Origin of the sequence: Stappia sp. TSB10GB4, from assembly GCF_900185745.1 — a bacterium.
Taxonomy (GTDB): Bacteria; Pseudomonadota; Alphaproteobacteria; order Rhizobiales; family Stappiaceae; genus Stappia.
This window is the reverse complement of record NZ_FYAV01000061.1, coordinates 40,169-57,649: the sequence shown is the minus strand read 5'-3', so window position 1 is coordinate 57,649 and position 17,481 is coordinate 40,169. Positions and strand designations below refer to the sequence as shown.

Annotated in this window: 20 protein-coding genes; 13 read left to right on the top strand and 7 right to left on the bottom strand. The window is 68.2% G+C overall.

Features of this window, described 5'->3' with window-relative positions; genetic code table 11:
• Window positions 1-6 precede the first annotated feature (6 nt).
• From TSB10GB4_RS18300 to TSB10GB4_RS18280, 5 genes are all read left to right on the top strand, one after another.
• On the top strand, window positions 7-333 hold the full coding sequence (locus tag TSB10GB4_RS18300) for a hypothetical protein (RefSeq protein ID WP_186396928.1): 327 nt from the start codon (window positions 7-9) through the stop codon (window positions 331-333).
• Window positions 334-477: 144 nt separating this feature from the next.
• Window positions 478-1,404, top strand: a complete 927-nt coding sequence (locus TSB10GB4_RS18295) for a calcium/sodium antiporter (RefSeq protein ID WP_186396927.1) — start codon at window positions 478-480, stop codon at window positions 1,402-1,404.
• A 76-nt stretch (window positions 1,405-1,480) separates the two neighbouring features.
• Window positions 1,481-3,106 (top strand): glucose-6-phosphate isomerase, encoded by a 1,626-nt coding sequence (gene pgi / locus TSB10GB4_RS18290; RefSeq protein ID WP_186396926.1) that lies wholly within the window; start codon window positions 1,481-1,483, stop codon window positions 3,104-3,106.
• Between the two features lie 201 nt (window positions 3,107-3,307).
• The gene (locus TSB10GB4_RS18285) at window positions 3,308-3,577 is read left to right on the top strand and encodes a glycine zipper domain-containing protein (protein WP_186386193.1); all 270 of its coding nucleotides are present in this window, start codon (window positions 3,308-3,310) and stop codon (window positions 3,575-3,577) included.
• Between the two features lie 126 nt (window positions 3,578-3,703).
• Entirely contained in the window at window positions 3,704-3,973 is a 270-nt protein-coding gene (locus TSB10GB4_RS18280; RefSeq protein WP_186386194.1) for a glycine zipper domain-containing protein, read from the top strand.
• 252 nt (window positions 3,974-4,225) lie between these two features.
• Here the strand turns inward: TSB10GB4_RS18280 and ald are convergent, their stop codons facing one another.
• On the bottom strand, window positions 4,226-5,362 hold the full coding sequence (ald, locus tag TSB10GB4_RS18275) for an alanine dehydrogenase (protein ID WP_186396925.1): 1,137 nt from the start codon (window positions 5,360-5,362) through the stop codon (window positions 4,226-4,228).
• Between the two features lie 137 nt (window positions 5,363-5,499).
• Here ald and TSB10GB4_RS18270 point away from each other — a divergent pair, with 137 nt between their 5' ends.
• The 3 genes from TSB10GB4_RS18270 (at window position 5,500) to TSB10GB4_RS18260 (ending at window position 7,598) form a co-directional block, all read left to right on the top strand.
• Window positions 5,500-6,000, top strand: a complete 501-nt coding sequence (locus TSB10GB4_RS18270) for an Lrp/AsnC family transcriptional regulator (RefSeq protein ID WP_186396924.1) — start codon at window positions 5,500-5,502, stop codon at window positions 5,998-6,000.
• 163 nt (window positions 6,001-6,163) lie between these two features.
• Window positions 6,164-6,607, top strand: coding sequence for a response regulator (locus TSB10GB4_RS18265; protein WP_186396923.1), 444 nt, complete (start codon window positions 6,164-6,166; stop codon window positions 6,605-6,607).
• A 109-nt stretch (window positions 6,608-6,716) separates the two neighbouring features.
• The gene (locus TSB10GB4_RS18260; protein ID WP_186396922.1) at window positions 6,717-7,598 is read left to right on the top strand and encodes an SMP-30/gluconolactonase/LRE family protein; all 882 of its coding nucleotides are present in this window, start codon (window positions 6,717-6,719) and stop codon (window positions 7,596-7,598) included.
• On the opposite strand, the gene TSB10GB4_RS18255 is transcribed toward TSB10GB4_RS18260, so the two are convergent.
• Together TSB10GB4_RS18255 and TSB10GB4_RS18250 are read right to left on the bottom strand one after the other, a co-directional pair.
• Entirely contained in the window at window positions 7,588-8,400 is an 813-nt protein-coding gene (locus tag TSB10GB4_RS18255; RefSeq protein ID WP_186396921.1) for a rhodanese-related sulfurtransferase, read from the bottom strand. The two genes, TSB10GB4_RS18260 and TSB10GB4_RS18255, sit on opposite strands and share 11 nt — an antisense overlap.
• 89 nt (window positions 8,401-8,489) lie before the next feature.
• Complete coding sequence (locus TSB10GB4_RS18250; protein WP_186396920.1) at window positions 8,490-9,203, bottom strand: SDR family NAD(P)-dependent oxidoreductase; 714 nt, start codon at window positions 9,201-9,203, stop codon at window positions 8,490-8,492.
• A gap of 207 nt (window positions 9,204-9,410) precedes the next feature.
• Here TSB10GB4_RS18250 and TSB10GB4_RS18245 point away from each other — a divergent pair, with 207 nt between their 5' ends.
• Window positions 9,411-10,328 (top strand): PhzF family phenazine biosynthesis protein, encoded by a 918-nt coding sequence (locus TSB10GB4_RS18245; RefSeq protein WP_186386201.1) that lies wholly within the window; start codon window positions 9,411-9,413, stop codon window positions 10,326-10,328.
• Between the two features lie 36 nt (window positions 10,329-10,364).
• On the opposite strand, the gene TSB10GB4_RS18240 is transcribed toward TSB10GB4_RS18245, so the two are convergent.
• The 4 genes from TSB10GB4_RS18240 to TSB10GB4_RS18225 form a co-directional block, all read right to left on the bottom strand.
• Window positions 10,365-10,721 carry a ribbon-helix-helix domain-containing protein gene (locus TSB10GB4_RS18240; RefSeq protein WP_186386202.1) on the bottom strand — a complete coding sequence of 119 codons (357 nt, stop codon included), beginning with the start codon at window positions 10,719-10,721 and terminating at the stop codon, window positions 10,365-10,367.
• 86 nt (window positions 10,722-10,807) lie between these two features.
• A complete protein-coding gene (locus TSB10GB4_RS18235; protein ID WP_186386203.1) occupies window positions 10,808-11,377 on the bottom strand; it encodes a DJ-1/PfpI family protein in 570 nt (189 codons plus the stop codon).
• A gap of 253 nt (window positions 11,378-11,630) precedes the next feature.
• A complete protein-coding gene (locus TSB10GB4_RS18230) occupies window positions 11,631-12,221 on the bottom strand; it encodes a PRC-barrel domain-containing protein (RefSeq protein ID WP_186396919.1) in 591 nt (196 codons plus the stop codon).
• Between the two features lie 194 nt (window positions 12,222-12,415).
• Complete coding sequence (locus TSB10GB4_RS18225; protein WP_186396918.1) at window positions 12,416-13,273, bottom strand: matrixin family metalloprotease; 858 nt, start codon at window positions 13,271-13,273, stop codon at window positions 12,416-12,418.
• A 583-nt stretch (window positions 13,274-13,856) separates the two neighbouring features.
• Between TSB10GB4_RS18225 and TSB10GB4_RS18220 the strand changes: the two genes are divergently transcribed.
• The 4 genes from TSB10GB4_RS18220 to TSB10GB4_RS18205 all read left to right on the top strand — a co-directional run bounded on the left by TSB10GB4_RS18220 (window position 13,857) and on the right by TSB10GB4_RS18205 (window position 17,470).
• Window positions 13,857-14,510: a TetR/AcrR family transcriptional regulator gene (locus TSB10GB4_RS18220; protein WP_186396917.1), complete on the top strand. Its 654-nt coding sequence runs from the start codon at window positions 13,857-13,859 to the stop codon at window positions 14,508-14,510.
• Between the two features lie 54 nt (window positions 14,511-14,564).
• Window positions 14,565-15,584: a ketol-acid reductoisomerase gene (gene ilvC, locus TSB10GB4_RS18215; RefSeq protein WP_186396916.1), complete on the top strand. Its 1,020-nt coding sequence runs from the start codon at window positions 14,565-14,567 to the stop codon at window positions 15,582-15,584.
• Window positions 15,585-15,705: 121 nt separating this feature from the next.
• Entirely contained in the window at window positions 15,706-16,242 is a 537-nt protein-coding gene (locus TSB10GB4_RS18210) for a dihydrofolate reductase (protein ID WP_186396915.1), read from the top strand.
• 118 nt (window positions 16,243-16,360) lie between these two features.
• A complete protein-coding gene (locus TSB10GB4_RS18205; RefSeq protein WP_186396914.1) occupies window positions 16,361-17,470 on the top strand; it encodes an S-(hydroxymethyl)glutathione dehydrogenase/class III alcohol dehydrogenase in 1,110 nt (369 codons plus the stop codon).
• The last annotated feature ends 11 nt before the right edge of the window (window positions 17,471-17,481 follow it).

The window sequence follows — 17,481 nt, the reverse complement described above, 5'->3', positions numbered from 1 at the left end:
TCTCCCATGTCGAGCTCATCGAACACCACCGCTCCGGTGGTGGCCACCCGTCGGACCGGCGTCCGACCGGGGTTTACCTTCTATGTCGTCGTGATTTCCGCCGTGCTGCTGTTTTCCGCCGAGATCTGGACCCTGACCCTCGGTGTCCTCTGGGCCTTCATCGGCATCCTGTCGCTCGGCTCGGCAGGCACCATCTCCCTTGCCGTTCTGCTTGTCCCCGGCGCCGCCTGGGCCACCTGGCGCCTCGCCACCCTGGCGATCCGCGGCGAGCTCGCCCTTGCCGCCAGCGAGCGCGAGAGGCTTGCCGAGGACACGGCACAGCCTGCGGGCTGATCGCAGTTCCCATCGATGCGCCTGCCGGTCCGGCCTGTCCGGCGGCGCACTCCTGCGGATATGGGTCGCCGGTCGCGGCAGCCGGATCGCCTTTTTGGGTTCCTCGCGCAGCCTGCCGCCGCGGCGCCCCGGATCGGCTCCCCCATGCTCATCGATATGGCTCTCGTCGGCCTCGGTCTCGCCCTGCTGTTCCTCGGCGGCGACTTTCTGGTGCGGGGCGCGGTGGTGCTCGCCGCACGCCTGCGCATCTCCCCGCTGCTTATCGGCCTGACCGTCGTCGGCTTCGGCACCTCCATGCCGGAACTGCTGGTCTCGCTCAATGCCGCCCTGGCGGGCCTGCCCGACATCGCCATCGGCAATGTCGTCGGCTCCAACACCGCCAACATCCTGCTGATCCTCGGCCTCACCCTCGTCGTCGCGCCGCTGTCCTCGCGCCTGCCCGGCCTTCGGCGCGACCTTCTCGCCATGCTGGCGAGCGCCGCGCTGCTCGCGCTCATCGCCCCCGGCGGGGTCCTTCGCCCCTGGCACGGCCTGCTCTTCCTGGCCCTGCTGGCGGCCTATCTCACCTACAGCGCGATCCGCGGCCGCTCGCAAGGGGCGACGCTTCCCGACACCGGAACCGCCCTGACGCTCTGGCAGATGCTCGGCTTCATCGCCGCGGGCCTTGCGGCGCTGGTCTTCGGGGCGGACTTCCTCGTCCAGGGTGCGACGAGCCTCGCCGTCAGGATCGGCGTCCCCGATGCGGTCATCGGCCTCACCATCGTCGCAGTCGGCACCAGCCTGCCGGAGCTTGCGACCTCCGTCGTCGCGGCGATGAAGCGTCAGCCGGAAATCGCCGTCGGCAACGTGGTCGGCTCGAACATTTTCAACATTCTCGGCATTCTGGGCGTGACCGCCGCGCTCGCTCCGATCCCCGTCGCGCCGCAGATGGCGCGCTTCGACATCCCGGTGATGCTCGCGGTCACCCTTGTCATCGCCGCACTGCTGGCGGTCGCCCCGCGCGTGCCGAGGCTGGTGGGGCTCGCCCTGCTTGCCGCCTATGGCTGGTATTGTACGGTGCTGTTCGTCTGACGCGCGAACCGGCCCGAACGATACCTCGGACGACACACCGGACGACATACCGGACCCAACAAGGAGGAGGATGATCATGACCGGGCCCGCACTCCCGCAAGACCTGAAGCAGCGGGCGGAGAGCTTGCGCGCCACCGGCCTGCGCCGTCTCTTCGCCGAGGATCCCGGCCGGTTCGACGCCCTGTCCTTCGGCTTCGAGGACATGCTCCTCGACCTGTCGAAACTGCACTGGGACCGCGACACGATCGCAGGCCTCGCCGCCTTCGCCCGGGAACGCGGCATGGAAGACCGCCGCGCGGCGATGTTCGCCGGCGAGCCGATCAACGCGACGGAGGCCCGCGCGGTCCTGCATATCGCCCTGCGCAGCCGGGGCGAGGCGCCCGTTCTCCTCGACGGCCGCGACGTCATGCCGAGCGTCCGCACGACGCTGGCGCAGATGGAGGCCTTCGCCCGCGGCATCCGCGACGGCTCGATTCTCTCCGCCGCCGGCCGGCCCTTCACCGACGTCGTCAACATCGGTATCGGCGGGTCAGATCTCGGCCCGGCGATGGTGACGGCGGCCCTCGCTCCCTTCGCCGACGGTCCGCGCCTGCATTACGTCTCGAATGTCGACGGCGCCCATATCGCCGACACGCTGAAGGGGCTCGATCCCCGCACCACCCTGGCCATCGTCGCGTCCAAGACCTTCACCACCATCGAGACGATGACCAACGCCCGCACCGCGCGGCAGTGGATCGTCAAGGCGCTGGGGGAAGACGCCGTCGGCGCGCATTTCGCCGCCGTCTCGACGGCTCTCGACAAGGTCGGCGCCTTCGGCATCGACGCGGCGCGGGTCTTCGGCTTCTGGGACTGGGTGGGCGGGCGCTATTCCGTGTGGTCGGCCATCGGCCTGCCGGTGATGATCGCCATCGGCGCGGAGAATTTCGCGAGCTTCCTGGAGGGCGCGCATGCGCTCGACCGCCATTTCCGCGAGGCGGAGGCGATGGAAAACCTGCCGGTGCTGCTCGCCCTTGCCGGCATCTGGCACCGCAATGTCTGCGGCTTTCCCGCCCGCGCCATCCTTCCCTACGACCAGCGCCTCGCCCGCCTGCCCGCCTATCTGCAACAGCTCGACATGGAGTCCAACGGCAAGCGCGTGACGCTGGCCGGCGAGCCGGTCGACTGCGCCACCGGGCCGCTGGTCTGGGGCGAGCCGGGCACCAACGGTCAGCACGCCTTCTACCAGCTCCTGCATCAGGGCACGGATGTGATTCCCTGCGAGTTCATCGTCGCCGCAAACGGGCACGAACCGGACCTTGCCCATCACCACGCCCTGCTGGTGGCAAACTGTCTCGCCCAGTCGGAAGCTTTGATGAACGGGCGCACGCGCGAAGAGGCCGAGGCGCTGCTGATCGCCGAGGGCAAGTCGGTGGCGGAAGTCGCCCGCCTTGCCCCGCACAAGGAGTTTCCCGGCAACCGGCCGTCGCTGACCATCGTCCACGACCGGCTGACGCCGCGCGCCCTCGGCCGGCTCATTGCCCTTTACGAGCACCGGGTCTTCGTCGAAGGCGCCGTCTGGAACATCAACTCCTTCGACCAGTGGGGCGTCGAACTCGGCAAGGTGCTGGCCAACGAGTTGCTGCCGATGCTGGACGGACGGGAGCCGGCGACGGGGCGCGACAGCTCGACCCTCGGCCTCCTTACCCGGCTGCGAAGGCAATGATGCCGCTCCGTTAACCGCAGGTGGAAAAGAACCGCCGTCCAATGATCTACGTCACAGCTTCGCCTCAGCCTGGCGCTAGACTGATCCCGGTTTTGATGCTCAGATAGGCAGCAACGCAAGGGAGACTCCGACCCTCCCTGCTGAAGGGCCTGTCGGGAGGCGACAGTCGCCGGAACCTTTGGACATGTGAGGAGTTGAAAAATGGTCAGGATTGTTCTCGTGGGTGCAACGGCCCTTCTGCTGGCGGCGTGCCAGTCCGACAGCCAGCGTGACCGCGCGCTGGTCGGTGGCGGCCTCGGTGCCGCGACCGGCGCGGTGATCGGCGCGGCGGCGACCGGCGATGTCGGCGGCGCACTGGTCGGCGGTGTCATCGGCGGTGTCGGCGGTGCCATGGTCGGCTCGGCCACCACGCCGAAGAACTGCATCGCGACCGACCGCTACGGCCGTCGCTACCGGGTTGCCTGCCCGTAAGAGGCGACCTCGCCCGCCCGAGAGGGACATGCCTGACCGCCGCAACGCAAGCTTCGGCCGACCGTTGCGGTGGTGCATGCGTTTCTCGCGAAACGCAGTCCGGCCAACCAATCGGAGGCGAATTTGATGAATAAGATCGTGATCGTTACGGCGGCGACCCTGCTGATTGCCGCCTGTCAGGCCGACAGCCAGCGTGACCGCGCGCTGGTCGGCGGCGGCCTCGGCGCCGCCACCGGCGCTGCCATCGGAGCCGCCGCAACGGGCGATGTCGGCGGTGCACTCGTGGGCGGTGCCATTGGCGGCGCCAGCGGCGCGGTGATCGGCTCGGCCACCACACCCCGCAACTGCGTCACCACCGACCGCTACGGCCGTCGCCACTATGTGGCCTGCCCCTAGGTCGCGGTTCCAAAAGTTCGCACACAAGCAAGGCCGGCCAGGGATCCTGGCCGGCCTTCAGACTGCTGACAAACCTCGGAGGCACTCCGAAACGCCTGAGATTCACGGAACGTCACAGATTCAGACCGTGAACATATCGGAATCAAAACCCCTCGTTTTCGAGTCTCATGAAAAAACGAGGGGTTTGTAAGCAAACTGAAGGCCGGCCAGGGATCCTGGCCGGCCTTGCTGCGTTCAGCCCTGCGGCCGCGATCAGGCGGCGGCGGAGATGCCGCTGGCCAGCGCCTTGGCCGGCGCGACATAGTCGTAGCCGAGCGCCGTCGCCACCGCCTCGCAGGTCACATGACCGGCGTGGACGTTCAGCCCGTTCATCAGATGCGGGTTGTCCGCCAGCGCCTTGGCGTAGCCGTTGTTGGCGAGCGCCAGGGTGAAGGGCAGCGTCGCGTTGTTGAGCGCATAGGTCGAGGTGCGCGGCACCGCGCCCGGCATGTTCGCGACACAGTAATGCACCACCCCGTCGACCACATAGGTCGGCTCGGCATGGGTGGTGGCATGCGAGGTCTCAAAGCAGCCGCCCTGGTCGATGGCGACATCCACCAGCACCGAACCGGCCTTCATCCGCCGCACATGGTCGGCGGTGACGAGCTTCGGCGCCGCCGCTCCCGGCACCAGCACCGCGCCGATCACCAGATCCGCCTCCAGCACATATTGCTCCACCGCCGAGCGGGTCGAATAGACCGTGCGCAGCGCAGCGCCGAAGCGCGCCGAGAGGCTGCCCAGCACGTCGATGGACCGGTCGAGGACGGTCACGTCGGCGCCAAGGCCGAGCGCCATGGTGATCGCATGGGCGCCGACGACGCCGCCGCCGATCACCACCACCTTGGCCGGCGCCACGCCCGGCACGCCGCCGAGTAGCACGCCGGCGCCGCCATGCGCCCGCTCCAGCGCGGTCGCGCCCGCCTGCACCGACAGCCGGCCGGCGACCTGCGACATCGGCGCCAGCAGCGGCAGCCCGCCGCGCCCGTCGGTGACGGTCTCATAGGCGATGCAGGTGGCGCCCGACTTGACGAGATCGGCGGTCTGCGCCGCATCCGGCGCCAGATGCAGATAGGTGAAGAGCAGGTGGTCCGGCCGCAGCATCGCCCGCTCGGCCGCCTGCGGCTCCTTCACCTTGACGATCATCGTCGAGGCCTCGAAGACCTCGGCCGCGGTCGCGGCGATCCCCGCGCCGGCGGCCTGATAATCGGCATCGTCCGCGCCGATGCCCTGCCCCGCCCCGGTCTCGACCAGCACCTCATGGCCATTGGCCACCAGTTCCCGGACGCTGTCAGGGGTCAGGCCGACGCGATATTCGTGGTTCTTGATTTCCTTCGGCACACCGATGCGCATTGTTGTACCTCCTCCGTGCTCGACCGCGCGGCGGTCGGGATGATCGGGAATGTTACGCGAAAACGCCTCGAATTTGCTTGCGTTGTCGGCCTTGCCTTCGCAATCTGCGCAAGATCGCAGCGTGAAAGTCAGTATTGATGAAACATTATTCGAAGGAAGTCGCAAAGCTGGATCGGATCGACCGGCATATCCTTGCCCTGCTGCAGCTCGACGGGCGCATCGCCAATGCCGACCTTGCGGACGCTGTCGGCCTGTCCGCCTCCGCCTGCCTGCGCCGGGTAAGGATGCTGGAGGACAGCGGCGTCATCGACCGCTATGTCGCCCTGCTCGACCAGACCCGCATCGGGCGGCGGATGAACATCTTCGTGGAAATCTCGCTCACCTCACAGTCGAACGAGGTGCTGACCCGCTTCGAGCAGGCCGTCGCCCGCTCGCCGGAAATCATGGAATGCCACCTGATGGCGGGCGACGCCGACTATCTGCTACGCATCACCGCCGCCGATCCGATCGACTTCGAGCGCATCCACCGCGACCATCTCGCCCGCCTGCCGGGCGTCTCGCGCATGCGCTCCTCCTTCGCGATTCGCACCATTTCCCGCAGCACCGCCTATCCGCTGCCGGAAGACGACGACAGGTAACGCCGCCGCCCGACCGCCGACCCGGCCAGAAGGTCGCAGGCCGACCTTCTGGTACCCTGTCTAATTTACTGATAGACTGATTAAGCGCTCGGGATTTTTCGCGAGGCCCAGCCTTGGCGGTCCAGGTATGAAGGCAGCAGGTATATCCAGGGGCCTATCCGGCTTGACGCTCCTGATCGTCGACGACGATCCGGACGACCTGTGGATGTTCGGCCATCTGCTGCAGCGCGCCTGTCCCGAACCCGAAACGCTCTCGCTCGTCACCGCCGCCGACGGCGCTACCGCCCTTGCCGAGATCGACCGGACGATCTCGGCCGGCCTTCCCCTGCCCGACGCCATCCTGCTCGACATGAACATGCCGGGCCTGACCGGGCTCGACGTGCTCGCCGCCCTGCGCGCCCGGCGCTGCCTCGATGCCACGCCGATCATCATCCTGTCGACGACCGAAAGTGCCCGCACCGCCGAACTGGCCCTGCGCGCCGGCGCCGACGCGGTCGTCACCAAGCCCGACAGCATGGCCAGCATCCAGCGGCTTGCGGCCGATCTTCTCCGCGACACCCTGGCCACCCGCCATCCGCCGCGCGCCTGCGCCAGGGCGCGCGCCTGAGGCCGCGCTTTTCCCCGGCCCCAATCCTTTTGCCGCAAGACGCTTGATCGCGCGCCCGCCTCGTCCGACAACGGGGGACCGTTTTCAGGACGATCCCCGAGGAGGACTCATGGCCCACACGATTTCCCGTCTCAGCGACACCCGCTGCGAGCTTGCCGAGGGCCCGACCTGGGACGAGCGCACCGGGCGCCTCTACTGGTGCGACATCCTCGGCAAGCGCATCCACGCGCGCGACTGGCAGAGCCGGGCAGAGCGCCACTGGGACCTGCCGGACGTGGTCGGTTCGCTCGGCCTGACTGAGGACGACGACCGCCTCATTGTCGCCCTGCGCAACCGCGTCGTGCTCTTCACCCTGTCGACCGGCGCCATCGAGACCCTGGCCGAGATCGAGGCCGGCGATCCGCGCACCCGCCTCAATGACGGCAAGGTCGGCCCGGACGGCGCCTTCTATGTCGGCACCATGGACGACCGACCCGACCGCCAGCCGATCGGCGCGCTCTACCGGATCGCCCGCGACGGCACCACCGCCCGCCTCGTCGAGGGCGTGACCGTCTCCAACGGTCTTGCCTGGTCGCCCGACGGGACGGTGCTCTATCATGCCGACAGCCGGCCGGGGCACATCGAGGCCTGGGATTTCGACGCGGCAACCGGCGCGATCTCCGGGCGGCGCCTCTTCGCCCAGCTCACCAACGAGACCGGACGTCCGGACGGCGGCACGGTGGACGCCAAGGGGCGCTACTGGTCGGCGGGCGTCTCCGCCGGCCTGCTCAACTGGTTCGCCCCCGACGGCACGCTTATCGAGGCGATCCCGATGCCGGTGCCGCGCCCGACCATGCCCTGCTTCTGCGGCCCCGCGCTGGACGAGATGGTGGTGACCAGCCTGCGCCCGCCCAACGCCCCCGACCTGTTGGCGGCGTTTCCGGACTCCGGCTGCCTGTTCCTGCTGAAGCCCGGCGCGACCGGCCTGCCGGCCTGCCGCTTCAGCCTTTAGCCGCATCCTCGCGCGCCGCAACCGCGATGTCGCGCGGCAGCACGGGCAGCGCCTCGTCCGGGGCGTTGCGGCCCCAGGTCGGGCGCAGATCGTGGTCGACGGCGATCCGCTCGTCGAAGACGAAACAGTCGCCGCGCCACAGGCTCTCCGCCTGCGGCACCTTTTCCAGATAGTTCAGGACGCCGCCTTCGAGGTGATAGACCTCCTCGAAGCCTTGCGAGAGCAGCAGCGCGCTCGCCTTCTCGCAGCGGATGCCGCCGGTGCAGAACATCGCCACCTTGCGCGGCCCCGACGCCTGCTCCTGTTGCTGCCGCCGCCGCAGCCATTCGGGGAAGGTGCGGAACGAGCGGGTATCGGGCGAACAGGCGCCCTCGAACGTGCCGAAGGCCACCTCGTAGTCGTTGCGCGTATCCACGACGAGCACATCCGGATCGCTGATCAGCGCGTTCCAGTCCTGCGGCGGCACATAGGTACCGACCTCGCGGGTCGGGTCGATGCCGGCAACGCCGAGGCTGACGATCTCCCGCTTCAGCCGCACCTTCAGCCGGGCGAAGGGAAGGCGCTCGGCCCAGGAGGCCTTTTCCTGGAGGCCGGAAAGACGGCAATCGCTTCGCAGCCAGGCCAGCACCTGCGCAACGCCCTCCTCGCTTCCGGCGATCGTGCCGTTGACGCCCTCACTCGCCAGCAGGATCGACCCGCGTATGCCGGCCGCCTCGGCTGTCTCCAGCAGCGGCTGGCGCAGGGCCTCGAAGTCCGGCAGGGACGCGAAGTGATAGAAGGCGGAAATCCGGATGTCGGTCATGTCTGCGTTGGGGCTCGTCGGCTAAGGTGTCGGCCTGCCGAGCCTTCTACACGTCCCCCTTCCCCGCTGGCAACAGGTGGCCGACGGCCCTACCAGGGCAGCCTTTCGCCGTCATGGGAGAAAAACGCGCCGCTGTCCTCGCGCCCCGCACCGTCGATCACCGACAGCAGCCGGCGTGCCGCCTCGTCCGGCGTGCGCACCGTCAGCCCGGCGCGGGCGAAGGGGCGAGACAGTCCCGTATCCACGGTGCCCGGATGCAGCGCCAGCAGCACCAGCTCCGGCTGGCGCCGGGCAAGCTCGATCGACGCGGTGCGCAGGATCTGGTTCAGCGCCGCCTTGGAGGCCCGGTAGCTGATCCAGCCGCCGAGGCGGTTGTCGCTGATGCTGCCGACCTTGGCCGACAGGGTCGCCAGCACGCCCCTGCCCTCTCGCGGAAACAGCGGCGCGAAATGCTTGATGAGCAGCGCCGGCCCGATGGCGTTGATGCGGAACGAGCGCTCCATGGCCACCGGGTCGATCTGGCGCAGCGCCTTTTCCGGTTGCATCTGCGCATCGCTCAAGAGGCCGGTCGCATCGACGAACAAGCGCAGCGGCCCCATCGCGCCGATCCGCCGGGCCGCGGCGGCGATGCTGTCCTCGTCCTCCAGGTCGAAGCCCGGCGCAAGGCTGCGCGCGAGCCGCTCCACGGCATCGAAGCGCCCGCTTGCCTCGATCCGGCGGGCCAAGGCGGAGCCGATGCCGCCTGTTGCGCCGGCAACCACGGCAATGCCGCCCCGGGTGAAACTGGTGAGATCCTCGGTCATGCCGGGTCATACGCTGCGGCAGGGTCGGCGGTTTTGTCGAAACCCGAGCAGTTAACGAAGCGTTAGCCTGGCAACGAGCCCCGCCCCACTGGCCGGTTGGCAAGCGGCGCCCGACCATGCCACAGTCTCGCCCGTCGTCGGCTCCGTCGGCGCAACCCGAAGTCCGGCAAGGCGAAACGCCGCCGCCGCCCAGCAGGGAACCTCACGATGCCCCGACGCTTCTTTGTCCTCGACGTGTTCACCAATCAGGCGCTTGCGGGCAATCCCCTGGCTGTCGTGCTGGACGCGGAAGGGCTGTCGGATGCCCGCATGCAGGCCATCGCCCGCGAATTCAACCTCTCGGAAACGGTCTTCGTGCTGCCGCCGGACAATCCGGCCCATTCGGCCAGGCTGCGCATCTTCACCCCGGCGCGCGAACTGCCCTTTGCCGGCCACCCGACCGTCGGCACCGCGATCCTGCTTGCCAAGGAGCGGTTCGGCGACATCGAGTCCGATGCCGATCACAATGCCATGGTGGTGCTGGAGGAAGGTGTCGGCAACGTGCGCTGCGGCGTCGTGCTGAAGAACGGGGCGGCGGGCTTTGCGGAATTCGATGTGCCGCGCCTGTCCCGGCCCTGCGATCCCCTGGGCGACCGGGAGATCATTGCCGCCGCCGTCGGCCTGGAGCCGAGCGAGATCGGCTTCGAGAACCACCGGCCCTGCGCCTTCGAGGCGGGCGTCCCCTTCGCTTTCGTTCCGGTGGCGAACCTTGCCGCCCTGTCGCGGGTCACCCCGGTGCATCGCTATTGGGTGGACGCCTTCGGCCATGGCGGCGAGATCGGCGCCTATCTCTATTGCCGCCAGACCAATTCCCAAGACAGCACCTTCTCCGCCCGCATGTTCGCCCCCCATATGGGCATCGGCGAGGATCCGGCGACCGGCGCCGCCGCGGCCGCCTTCGCCGGGGTCGTGCGCCATTTCGACAGGTTGACGGACGGAACCCACTACCTGCGCATCGAGCAGGGCTGCGACATGGGCCGCCCCTCCCTGATCGATCTGGAAGTGGACATATCGGCCGGGGCGCTCAACGCCGTGCGCATCGGCGGCCAGGCCGTCATCGTCTCGAGCGGCGAACTCTTCCTCTGACGCCAGGCCGGGAAGGCCCGCAAGGCGCGGCTGCGGTCAGTGCAGCCGTTCCCGTTCCCGCTCGCGGTCGAGAATGCGCGGACTGTCGAGCGAGGAGATCGGTGTCGAAAGATCGCGCGGAATGTCGCCGCTCAGTTGCAGCGCCAGATAGCGCCCGCAGCAGACCCGCAGGAACGAGGCGAAATTGCCGAGATCATGGCCCGCCTCGATGGATTCGTGATGGAGCCTTGTGATCAGTTGCACCAGGGTCATGCCGTCGCGGGTGGCGATCTCCTCCAGCACCGTCCAGAAGAAGGCTTCCAGCCGCACGCTGGTCGCCATCCTGTCGATCCTCAGCGACTTCGTAGCGCTTTCCCACAAGGCCGGATCGGCCTCGATGAACAATTTGCACATGCGCATCCTCCCTGCGGCAGTCGTTCGAGAGCTTGCGGCCGTCCGTCGGCGGCCGCAAGCCTTGTCCGAGCAAGCGAGGGAGCGGCTCAGGCCGCGAGCACGGTCATGAACTGCGACAGCCAGGCCGGATGCGCCGGCCAGGCGGGTGCGGTGACCAGATTGCCGTCGGTGACGGCGCCGTCGATGGCGATCTCCGCATAGGTGCCGCCGGCCAGTTCCACCTCCGGGCGGCAGGCCGGATAGGCCGAGACCGTGCGCCCCTCGATCACCCGCGCCGCCGCCAGCAGTTGCGCCCCGTGGCAGATCGCGGCGACCGGTTTCCCGGCCTCGAAGAAATGCTTCACGGCGGCGATCACATCCGCGTCGAGCCGCAGATATTCGGGCGCCCGTCCGCCGGGGATCACCAGCGCGTCGTAATCGGCGGGATCGACCTCGGCGAAGGTGGCGTTGAGCGCGAAATTGTGGCCGCGCTTTTCGCTATAGGTCTGGTCGCCCTCGAAATCATGGATGGACGTGGCCACCGTCTGCCCCGCCTTCTTGCCCGGACACACCGCATGCACCTGGTGCCCGACCGCAAGCAGGGTCTGGAACGGAACCATCGTCTCGTAGTCCTCGGTGAAGTCACCGGTGATCATCAGGATCTTCTTCGCGGCCATGCTGCTGTCCTCCCTGGCAGTGTGACGACCGGTCCGCGGCACCCGTGAAGGCACTGCCCGCCGGTCTTTCGACCGCCACAACCCTAGCAAGCCGGCCCGCAGCGCGGGTATTAGCGCGCTACTACAGACCCCCGATCTGCAAGCCCCGATCGGCAAGTCCCCGATCGCCAAGCCCCCGCACGACGAACGGGCCACGCCCCGGCGCGGCCCGTCCCGCCCTCACCGATCACTGGACCGATCGCCAAACCATCGATCACTGTGCCGTGCTCGGAGGATTGGCCGGATCGACCGTCATCGGCCGGTCTGCCCCCATCTCCCGCTGGGCGCGGATGGCTTCCTCTTCCTGCCGCTTCTGCACCAGCGTCTTGAAGTCCGGCGCCGCCTCGATCTCCTCGGCGGTGGTCGCCAGGATCAACTGGTGGTCCCCCGGCTCGCTGGTGATGTGCTCGACCGCCTCGAACGGCACGGCGATCTGCCTTGCGCCAAGGCCGAGGAAGCCGCCCACGGTCATCACCAGCGAGGTCACCTGGCCCTCGGGGCCGATTTCCAGAGCCGCGACCTGGCCGATGGAGTCGCCGTCCGGAGTGAGCACGTTCCGGCCGATCAGGTTGCTGGTCAGCCAGTGGCCTTCCTGCTGCTCGGCGAGGAAACTCGCGGCGCCCGCCTGCGGCAGGCCGGCCTGCGGAACAACGGTCTCCGGCACCTGGTCGGCAGGCATGGCCGCGCCCGGCGTCGTTTCCTCGATGAGAGGTTCATCGACCTGCGGCTCCGTCGCCGACTGGGCCCAGGCCGCCCCCATCGAAAGAACTGCGAGCGTTGCGGTCGTGGCAAGTAGCGTCTTCATCGTCGTCTCCCTGGTCGCGTCCTCTGGCCGCGCCGCCGGAATGGCGCCGGGCGGGACAGTCAGACATAGACTAAGGAACGATCGTGATCTTTTTCCGGCCCCTCACCGAGGCGGCAGGACCTTTGAAAACAGGCGTTTAATATTTTTGAAAAACGCGCTCATACACCACAATCCTGGCAAGAGGATGGCCCGTATCAGCGCGCGGGAGGACCATAAAGCCATTGCACGCCGGAAATGTCCGCCGCCTGAAGACCTTGGAAAATTTCACTATACTTGAAATGCATGATCGACGGCCCCTGCAAGTGATGGTCGAGGCCGATGGCATGGCCGATCTCATGCGCGAACGTGTAGCGCAGGTCATAGGCCGCAAGGTTGCCGTCGAATCCGATCTTCCAGTCGTGCCGGGGGTTCAGGCAGATGGCCGAGCGGGTGATCGAAGCCACCCAGGCAGCCACCGGCGCGGTCTTGCCCTCGCCCGTCTCACTCGCGACCGGCAGGCTCAGCCCGCGCCCGTCCGAGCCACCGGCCTCGATCAGGCCGGACCCATCCTGCCGGGCGAAATCGACATTGGTGAAGGCGTATCCCCTCGGCATCGCCTGGGCGCCGAGCAGAATGTTCGCCGCCTCCTCGCTCGCCGCTTCCTCGAAGACGAGGCCGCTCGCCTCGCCCCACATGCGGAAGGCGGCAACGGCTTCGGCGCGCACGGCCGCGGGCGCCTCGCCGGAGGCATCCGCCAGAGTGTCGAAGTCCTGCATCTGCCGGCAGTTGCGCGCCTCCGGCCGGTTCACCGGACCGCTGGCGAAGGCATAGGTCACCCGCGCCGGCGTGCCGACCTGCGGCGCGCCCCATTTGAGGATCGCTCCCTCCAGCCGCAACGGCGTGAACAGCCGCGCCAGCGGCAGGCGGGCCCTGTCCGGCGAGGCCGGCTGCAATGCCCTGGCGCCAACGGCAGGCGCCTGCGGGGCCGCCGCCACGGCAACGCTCCCCGGCAGGGCCAGGGCCGATGCGAGCATCAGGACACGGAGCGAAGAGGAGAAAGCGACGTAGGTCAACGCAAGGCGTATCCGCTAACCGGAGTTTTACCGAAGATCATGCGGGTCCTCGCTCTCGCTGGCCGGCCTCATGCCGGTCGCCATCCAATGCCGGATGTCGGGACCCCCCATCTGCGGTTGGGGACCCTAGCGCAAAACCGCTGCGCCTCGAAGCCCGCTTTCGCGAGGACTCCCAAAACACCCATGTCAGGACTACCAGCCTGCGCCCGATTCCCCTGCGTCGGCAAGGACAAGTCGTCACCCCTGCGGCAGATCGTCCGGCCCGCGTGTTTTCCGTGCAACGCCGGACGGCAGCCAACCTCGGCGACGGCGCGTCTTGGGTCGCCGTGCCCATCCCCTCCCGCCGCCGCCGACCGCCACCGCGCGACGACAGCCGTTTTCCCCTTGACGCGTCCGCGCATCCGCGCGAGTGTGCCCGCCGAACCGTACCGTACGGTACCAAGCTTTTCTCACACCGGATCCGCCAGGCGTCCACCTGAACGGTCCACTCCCGAAGCCTGGTCCCGAAGCCCGGTCCCGAAGCCCACTTCCGAACCCCGGTCCCGACGCCTCGCTCTCCGCAACCGACGATCGCACAGCCGCCATGCCCCCCGTCCCCGACAGCGATTTCACGCCGCGCCAGAACGAGGTCCTCGCCTCGGCGCTGCGCCTTGTCGTCGACGGCGGCGAGAAGGCGCTGACCACGGCGGCGGTGGCGCGTGCGGCGAACTGCTCCAAGGAGAGCCTCTATCGCTGGTTCGGCGACCGCGACGGGTTGCTCGCCGCCATCGTCGCGCATCAGGCCGCCAAGGTCCGGGTGCCGAGCGAAAGCGCCGGCGCCCTCGACCTTGCCGAGTTCCGCGGCCGGCTCGCCACCTTCGCCGAGGACCTGCTGACGGTGCTGGCCGGCGACACCTCGCTGGCGCTCAACCGCATCGCCATCGCCCATGCCAGCCGCCACGGAGCGCCGCTCGGCCGCCTGCTGCTGGAGCGCGGCCGCGAGCGCATCGCCACCCGCGCCCGCACCCTGCTGGAGGCCGGCCGCGACCAGGGTCATGTCGATTTCGACGATGCGACGGAGGCCTATCGCACGCTGTATGGCCTCATCATTCGCGATGCCCATGGCCGCTGGCTGCTCGGCCAGCCGCCGCTCGGCGAGGATGCCGACTTCGCCGGTCAGGCGCGCCGCGCTGTCGACCAGTTCATTGCCCTTCATCCGCCCCTGCCGCGCAACAGCGCGCGGCAGGGGCGGAGCTGACCCCGGCCGGGAACGGTTCCCGGCCCAATCCAAACGCCAAACGGGAGACACCAGATGCGCGTTTATTATGATCGCGATGCCGACCTCAACCTGATCAAGTCCAAGAAGGTCGCCGTCATCGGCTATGGCAGCCAGGGCCGCGCCCATGCGCTGAACCTCAAGGATTCCGGCGTCAAGGAGATCGTCGTCGCCCTGCGTCCCGGCTCCACCACCGCCAAGAAGGTCGAGGCCGACGGCCTCACGGTCATGAGCGTCGCCGAGGCGGCCGGCTGGGCCGACCTGATGATGATGGCCACCCCGGACGAGCTGCAGGCCGACATCTATCGCGACCATATCGCCGGCAACATCCGCGACGGCGCGGCCATCGCCTTCGCCCACGGCCTCAACGTGCATTTCGGCCTGATCGAGGCCAAGCCCACCGTCGACGTCCTCATGGTCGCGCCGAAGGGCCCGGGCCACACCGTGCGCGGCGAATACGAGAAGGGCGGCGGCGTGCCGTGCCTCGTCGCCGTCCATCAGGACGCCTCGGGCAACGCCCTCGACCTCGGCCTGGCCTATGCCTGCGGCGTCGGCGGCGGCCGTTCGGGCATCATCGAGACCACCTTCAAGGAAGAGTGCGAGACCGACCTGTTCGGCGAGCAGGCGGTGCTCTGCGGCGGCCTGGTCGAGCTGATCCGCGCCGGCTTCGAGACGCTGGTCGAGGCCGGCTACGCCCCGGAAATGGCCTATTTCGAGTGCCTGCACGAGGTGAAGCTGATCGTCGACCTGATCTACGAGGGCGGCATCGCCAACATGAACTACTCGATCTCCAACACCGCTGAGTGGGGCGAGTACATGTCCGGCCCGCGCGTCATCACGCCGGAGACCAAGGCCGAGATGAAGCGCATCCTGACCGACATCCAGACCGGCAAGTTCACCTCGCAGTGGATGCAGGAATGCAAGGCCGGCCAGGCCCGCTTCAAGGCGACCCGCCGCCTCAACGACGCTCACCAGATCGAGGAAGTCGGCGAGAAGCTGCGCGGCATGATGCCGTGGATCAAGAAGGGCGCCCTGGTCGACAAGGAGCGCAACTGATCCGCACGCGCTTTCCCGCGCGTTCTGAGCAAAACGGAGACGGCCCGCACCCGCGGGCCGTTTTCATTTGAGGGCGAGGGCGCTACTACAGGCGCCGACGACCACCCGCCAGGAGCCGGACATGACCGCATCCGCAAGACCCGAGATCGTGCTCGTCGCCGCCGTCGGCGAGAACGACGTGATCGGCGCGGACGGCGACATGCCCTGGAAGCTCTCCACCGACCTGAAGCATTTCAAGCGCCTCACCCTCGGCCATCCCATGGTGATGGGCCGCAAGACTTTCGAGTCCATCGGCCGCCCGCTGCCCGGCCGCCGCACCATCGTCGTCACCCGCGATGCCGCCTGGGCGCATGAGGGTACGACCCGCGCCGGCTCGCTCGACGAGGCCTTCGCGCTTGCCGCAGATGCCGCCGCCGAGGCCGGCATCTCGGCCATCATGGTGGTCGGCGGCGGCACGATCTACGCCGCCGCCCTTCCCCTGGCGGACCGGCTGGAGATCACCCGCGTGCATGCGGCGCCCGAGGGCGACACGCTGTTCCCGAAGATCGATCCGCAGGCCTGGCGGGAAGTCACGCGCGAAACGCCGCCGCGCGGGGAAAAGGATACCGCGGACGTCACCTTCCTGACCTATCGCCGCTGTACACAGGCGCCGTGCTGAAACAACTGTTTGTCGCCTCGGGCCTTTCGTCCGCCGGCCCAATTTCCTAGGATCGCTGTCCAAAGCGGGGCGGAACCGGATTCCCCCTCTCCAATCGTCCCATAGCCGGAGGTTTTCCATGGACGTACGTGCCGCAGTCGCCTTCAAGGCCGGCCAGCCCCTGTCGATCGAAACGGTGCAGATCGAGGGCCCGCGCGCCTTCGAGGTGCTGGTCGAGATCAAGGCGACCGGCGTGTGCCACACCGATGCCTTCACCCTGTCGGGCGACGATCCGGAAGGGCTGTTCCCGGCCATTCTCGGTCATGAGGGCGCCGGCGTCGTCGTCGAGGTCGGCAAGGGCGTCACCTCGCTGAAGCCGGGCGACCATGTCATTCCGCTCTACACGCCCGAGTGTCGCGAGTGCGAATACTGCCTCAATCCGAAGACCAATCTCTGCCAGAAGATCCGCTCGACGCAGGGAGCCGGCGTGATGCCGGACGGGACCTCGCGCTTCTCCATCGGCGGCGAGAAGATCTTCCACTACATGGGCACCTCGACCTTCGCCAACTACACGGTGCTGCCGGAGATCGCGCTGGCCAAGGTCCGCCCCGACGCGCCCTTCGACAAGATCTGCTACATCGGCTGCGGCGTCACCACCGGCATCGGCGCGGTCGTCAACACCGCCAAGGTCGAGCCGGGCTCCAATGTCGTGGTCTTCGGCCTCGGCGGCATCGGCCTCAACGTCATCCAGGGTGCCCGCCTCGTCGGCGCCAACATGATCGTCGGCGTCGACATCAACCCCGACAAGAAGGCCATGGCCGAGCGCTATGGCATGACCCATTTCGTCAATCCGCTGGAGGTCGAGGGCGATCTCGTGCCCTATCTCGTCGACCTCACCAAGGGCGGCGCCGACTATTCCTTCGAATGCATCGGCCGCACCGACACCATGCGCCAGGCGCTGGAATGCGCCCACAAGGGCTGGGGCGAATCCATCATCATCGGCGTTGCCGGCGCCGGGCAGGAGATCTCCACCCGGCCGTTCCAGCTCGTCACCGGCCGCTCCTGGCGCGGCTCGGCCTTCGGCGGCGCGCGCGGGCGCACCGACGTGCCGAAGATCGTCGACTGGTACATGGACGGCAAGATCGAGATCGACAGCATGATCACCCACACCATGCCGCTCGAGGAGATCAACACGGCCTTCGACCTGATGCACGAGGGCAAGTCGATCCGCTCGGTCGTCACGTTCTGATCAAAGCGGGC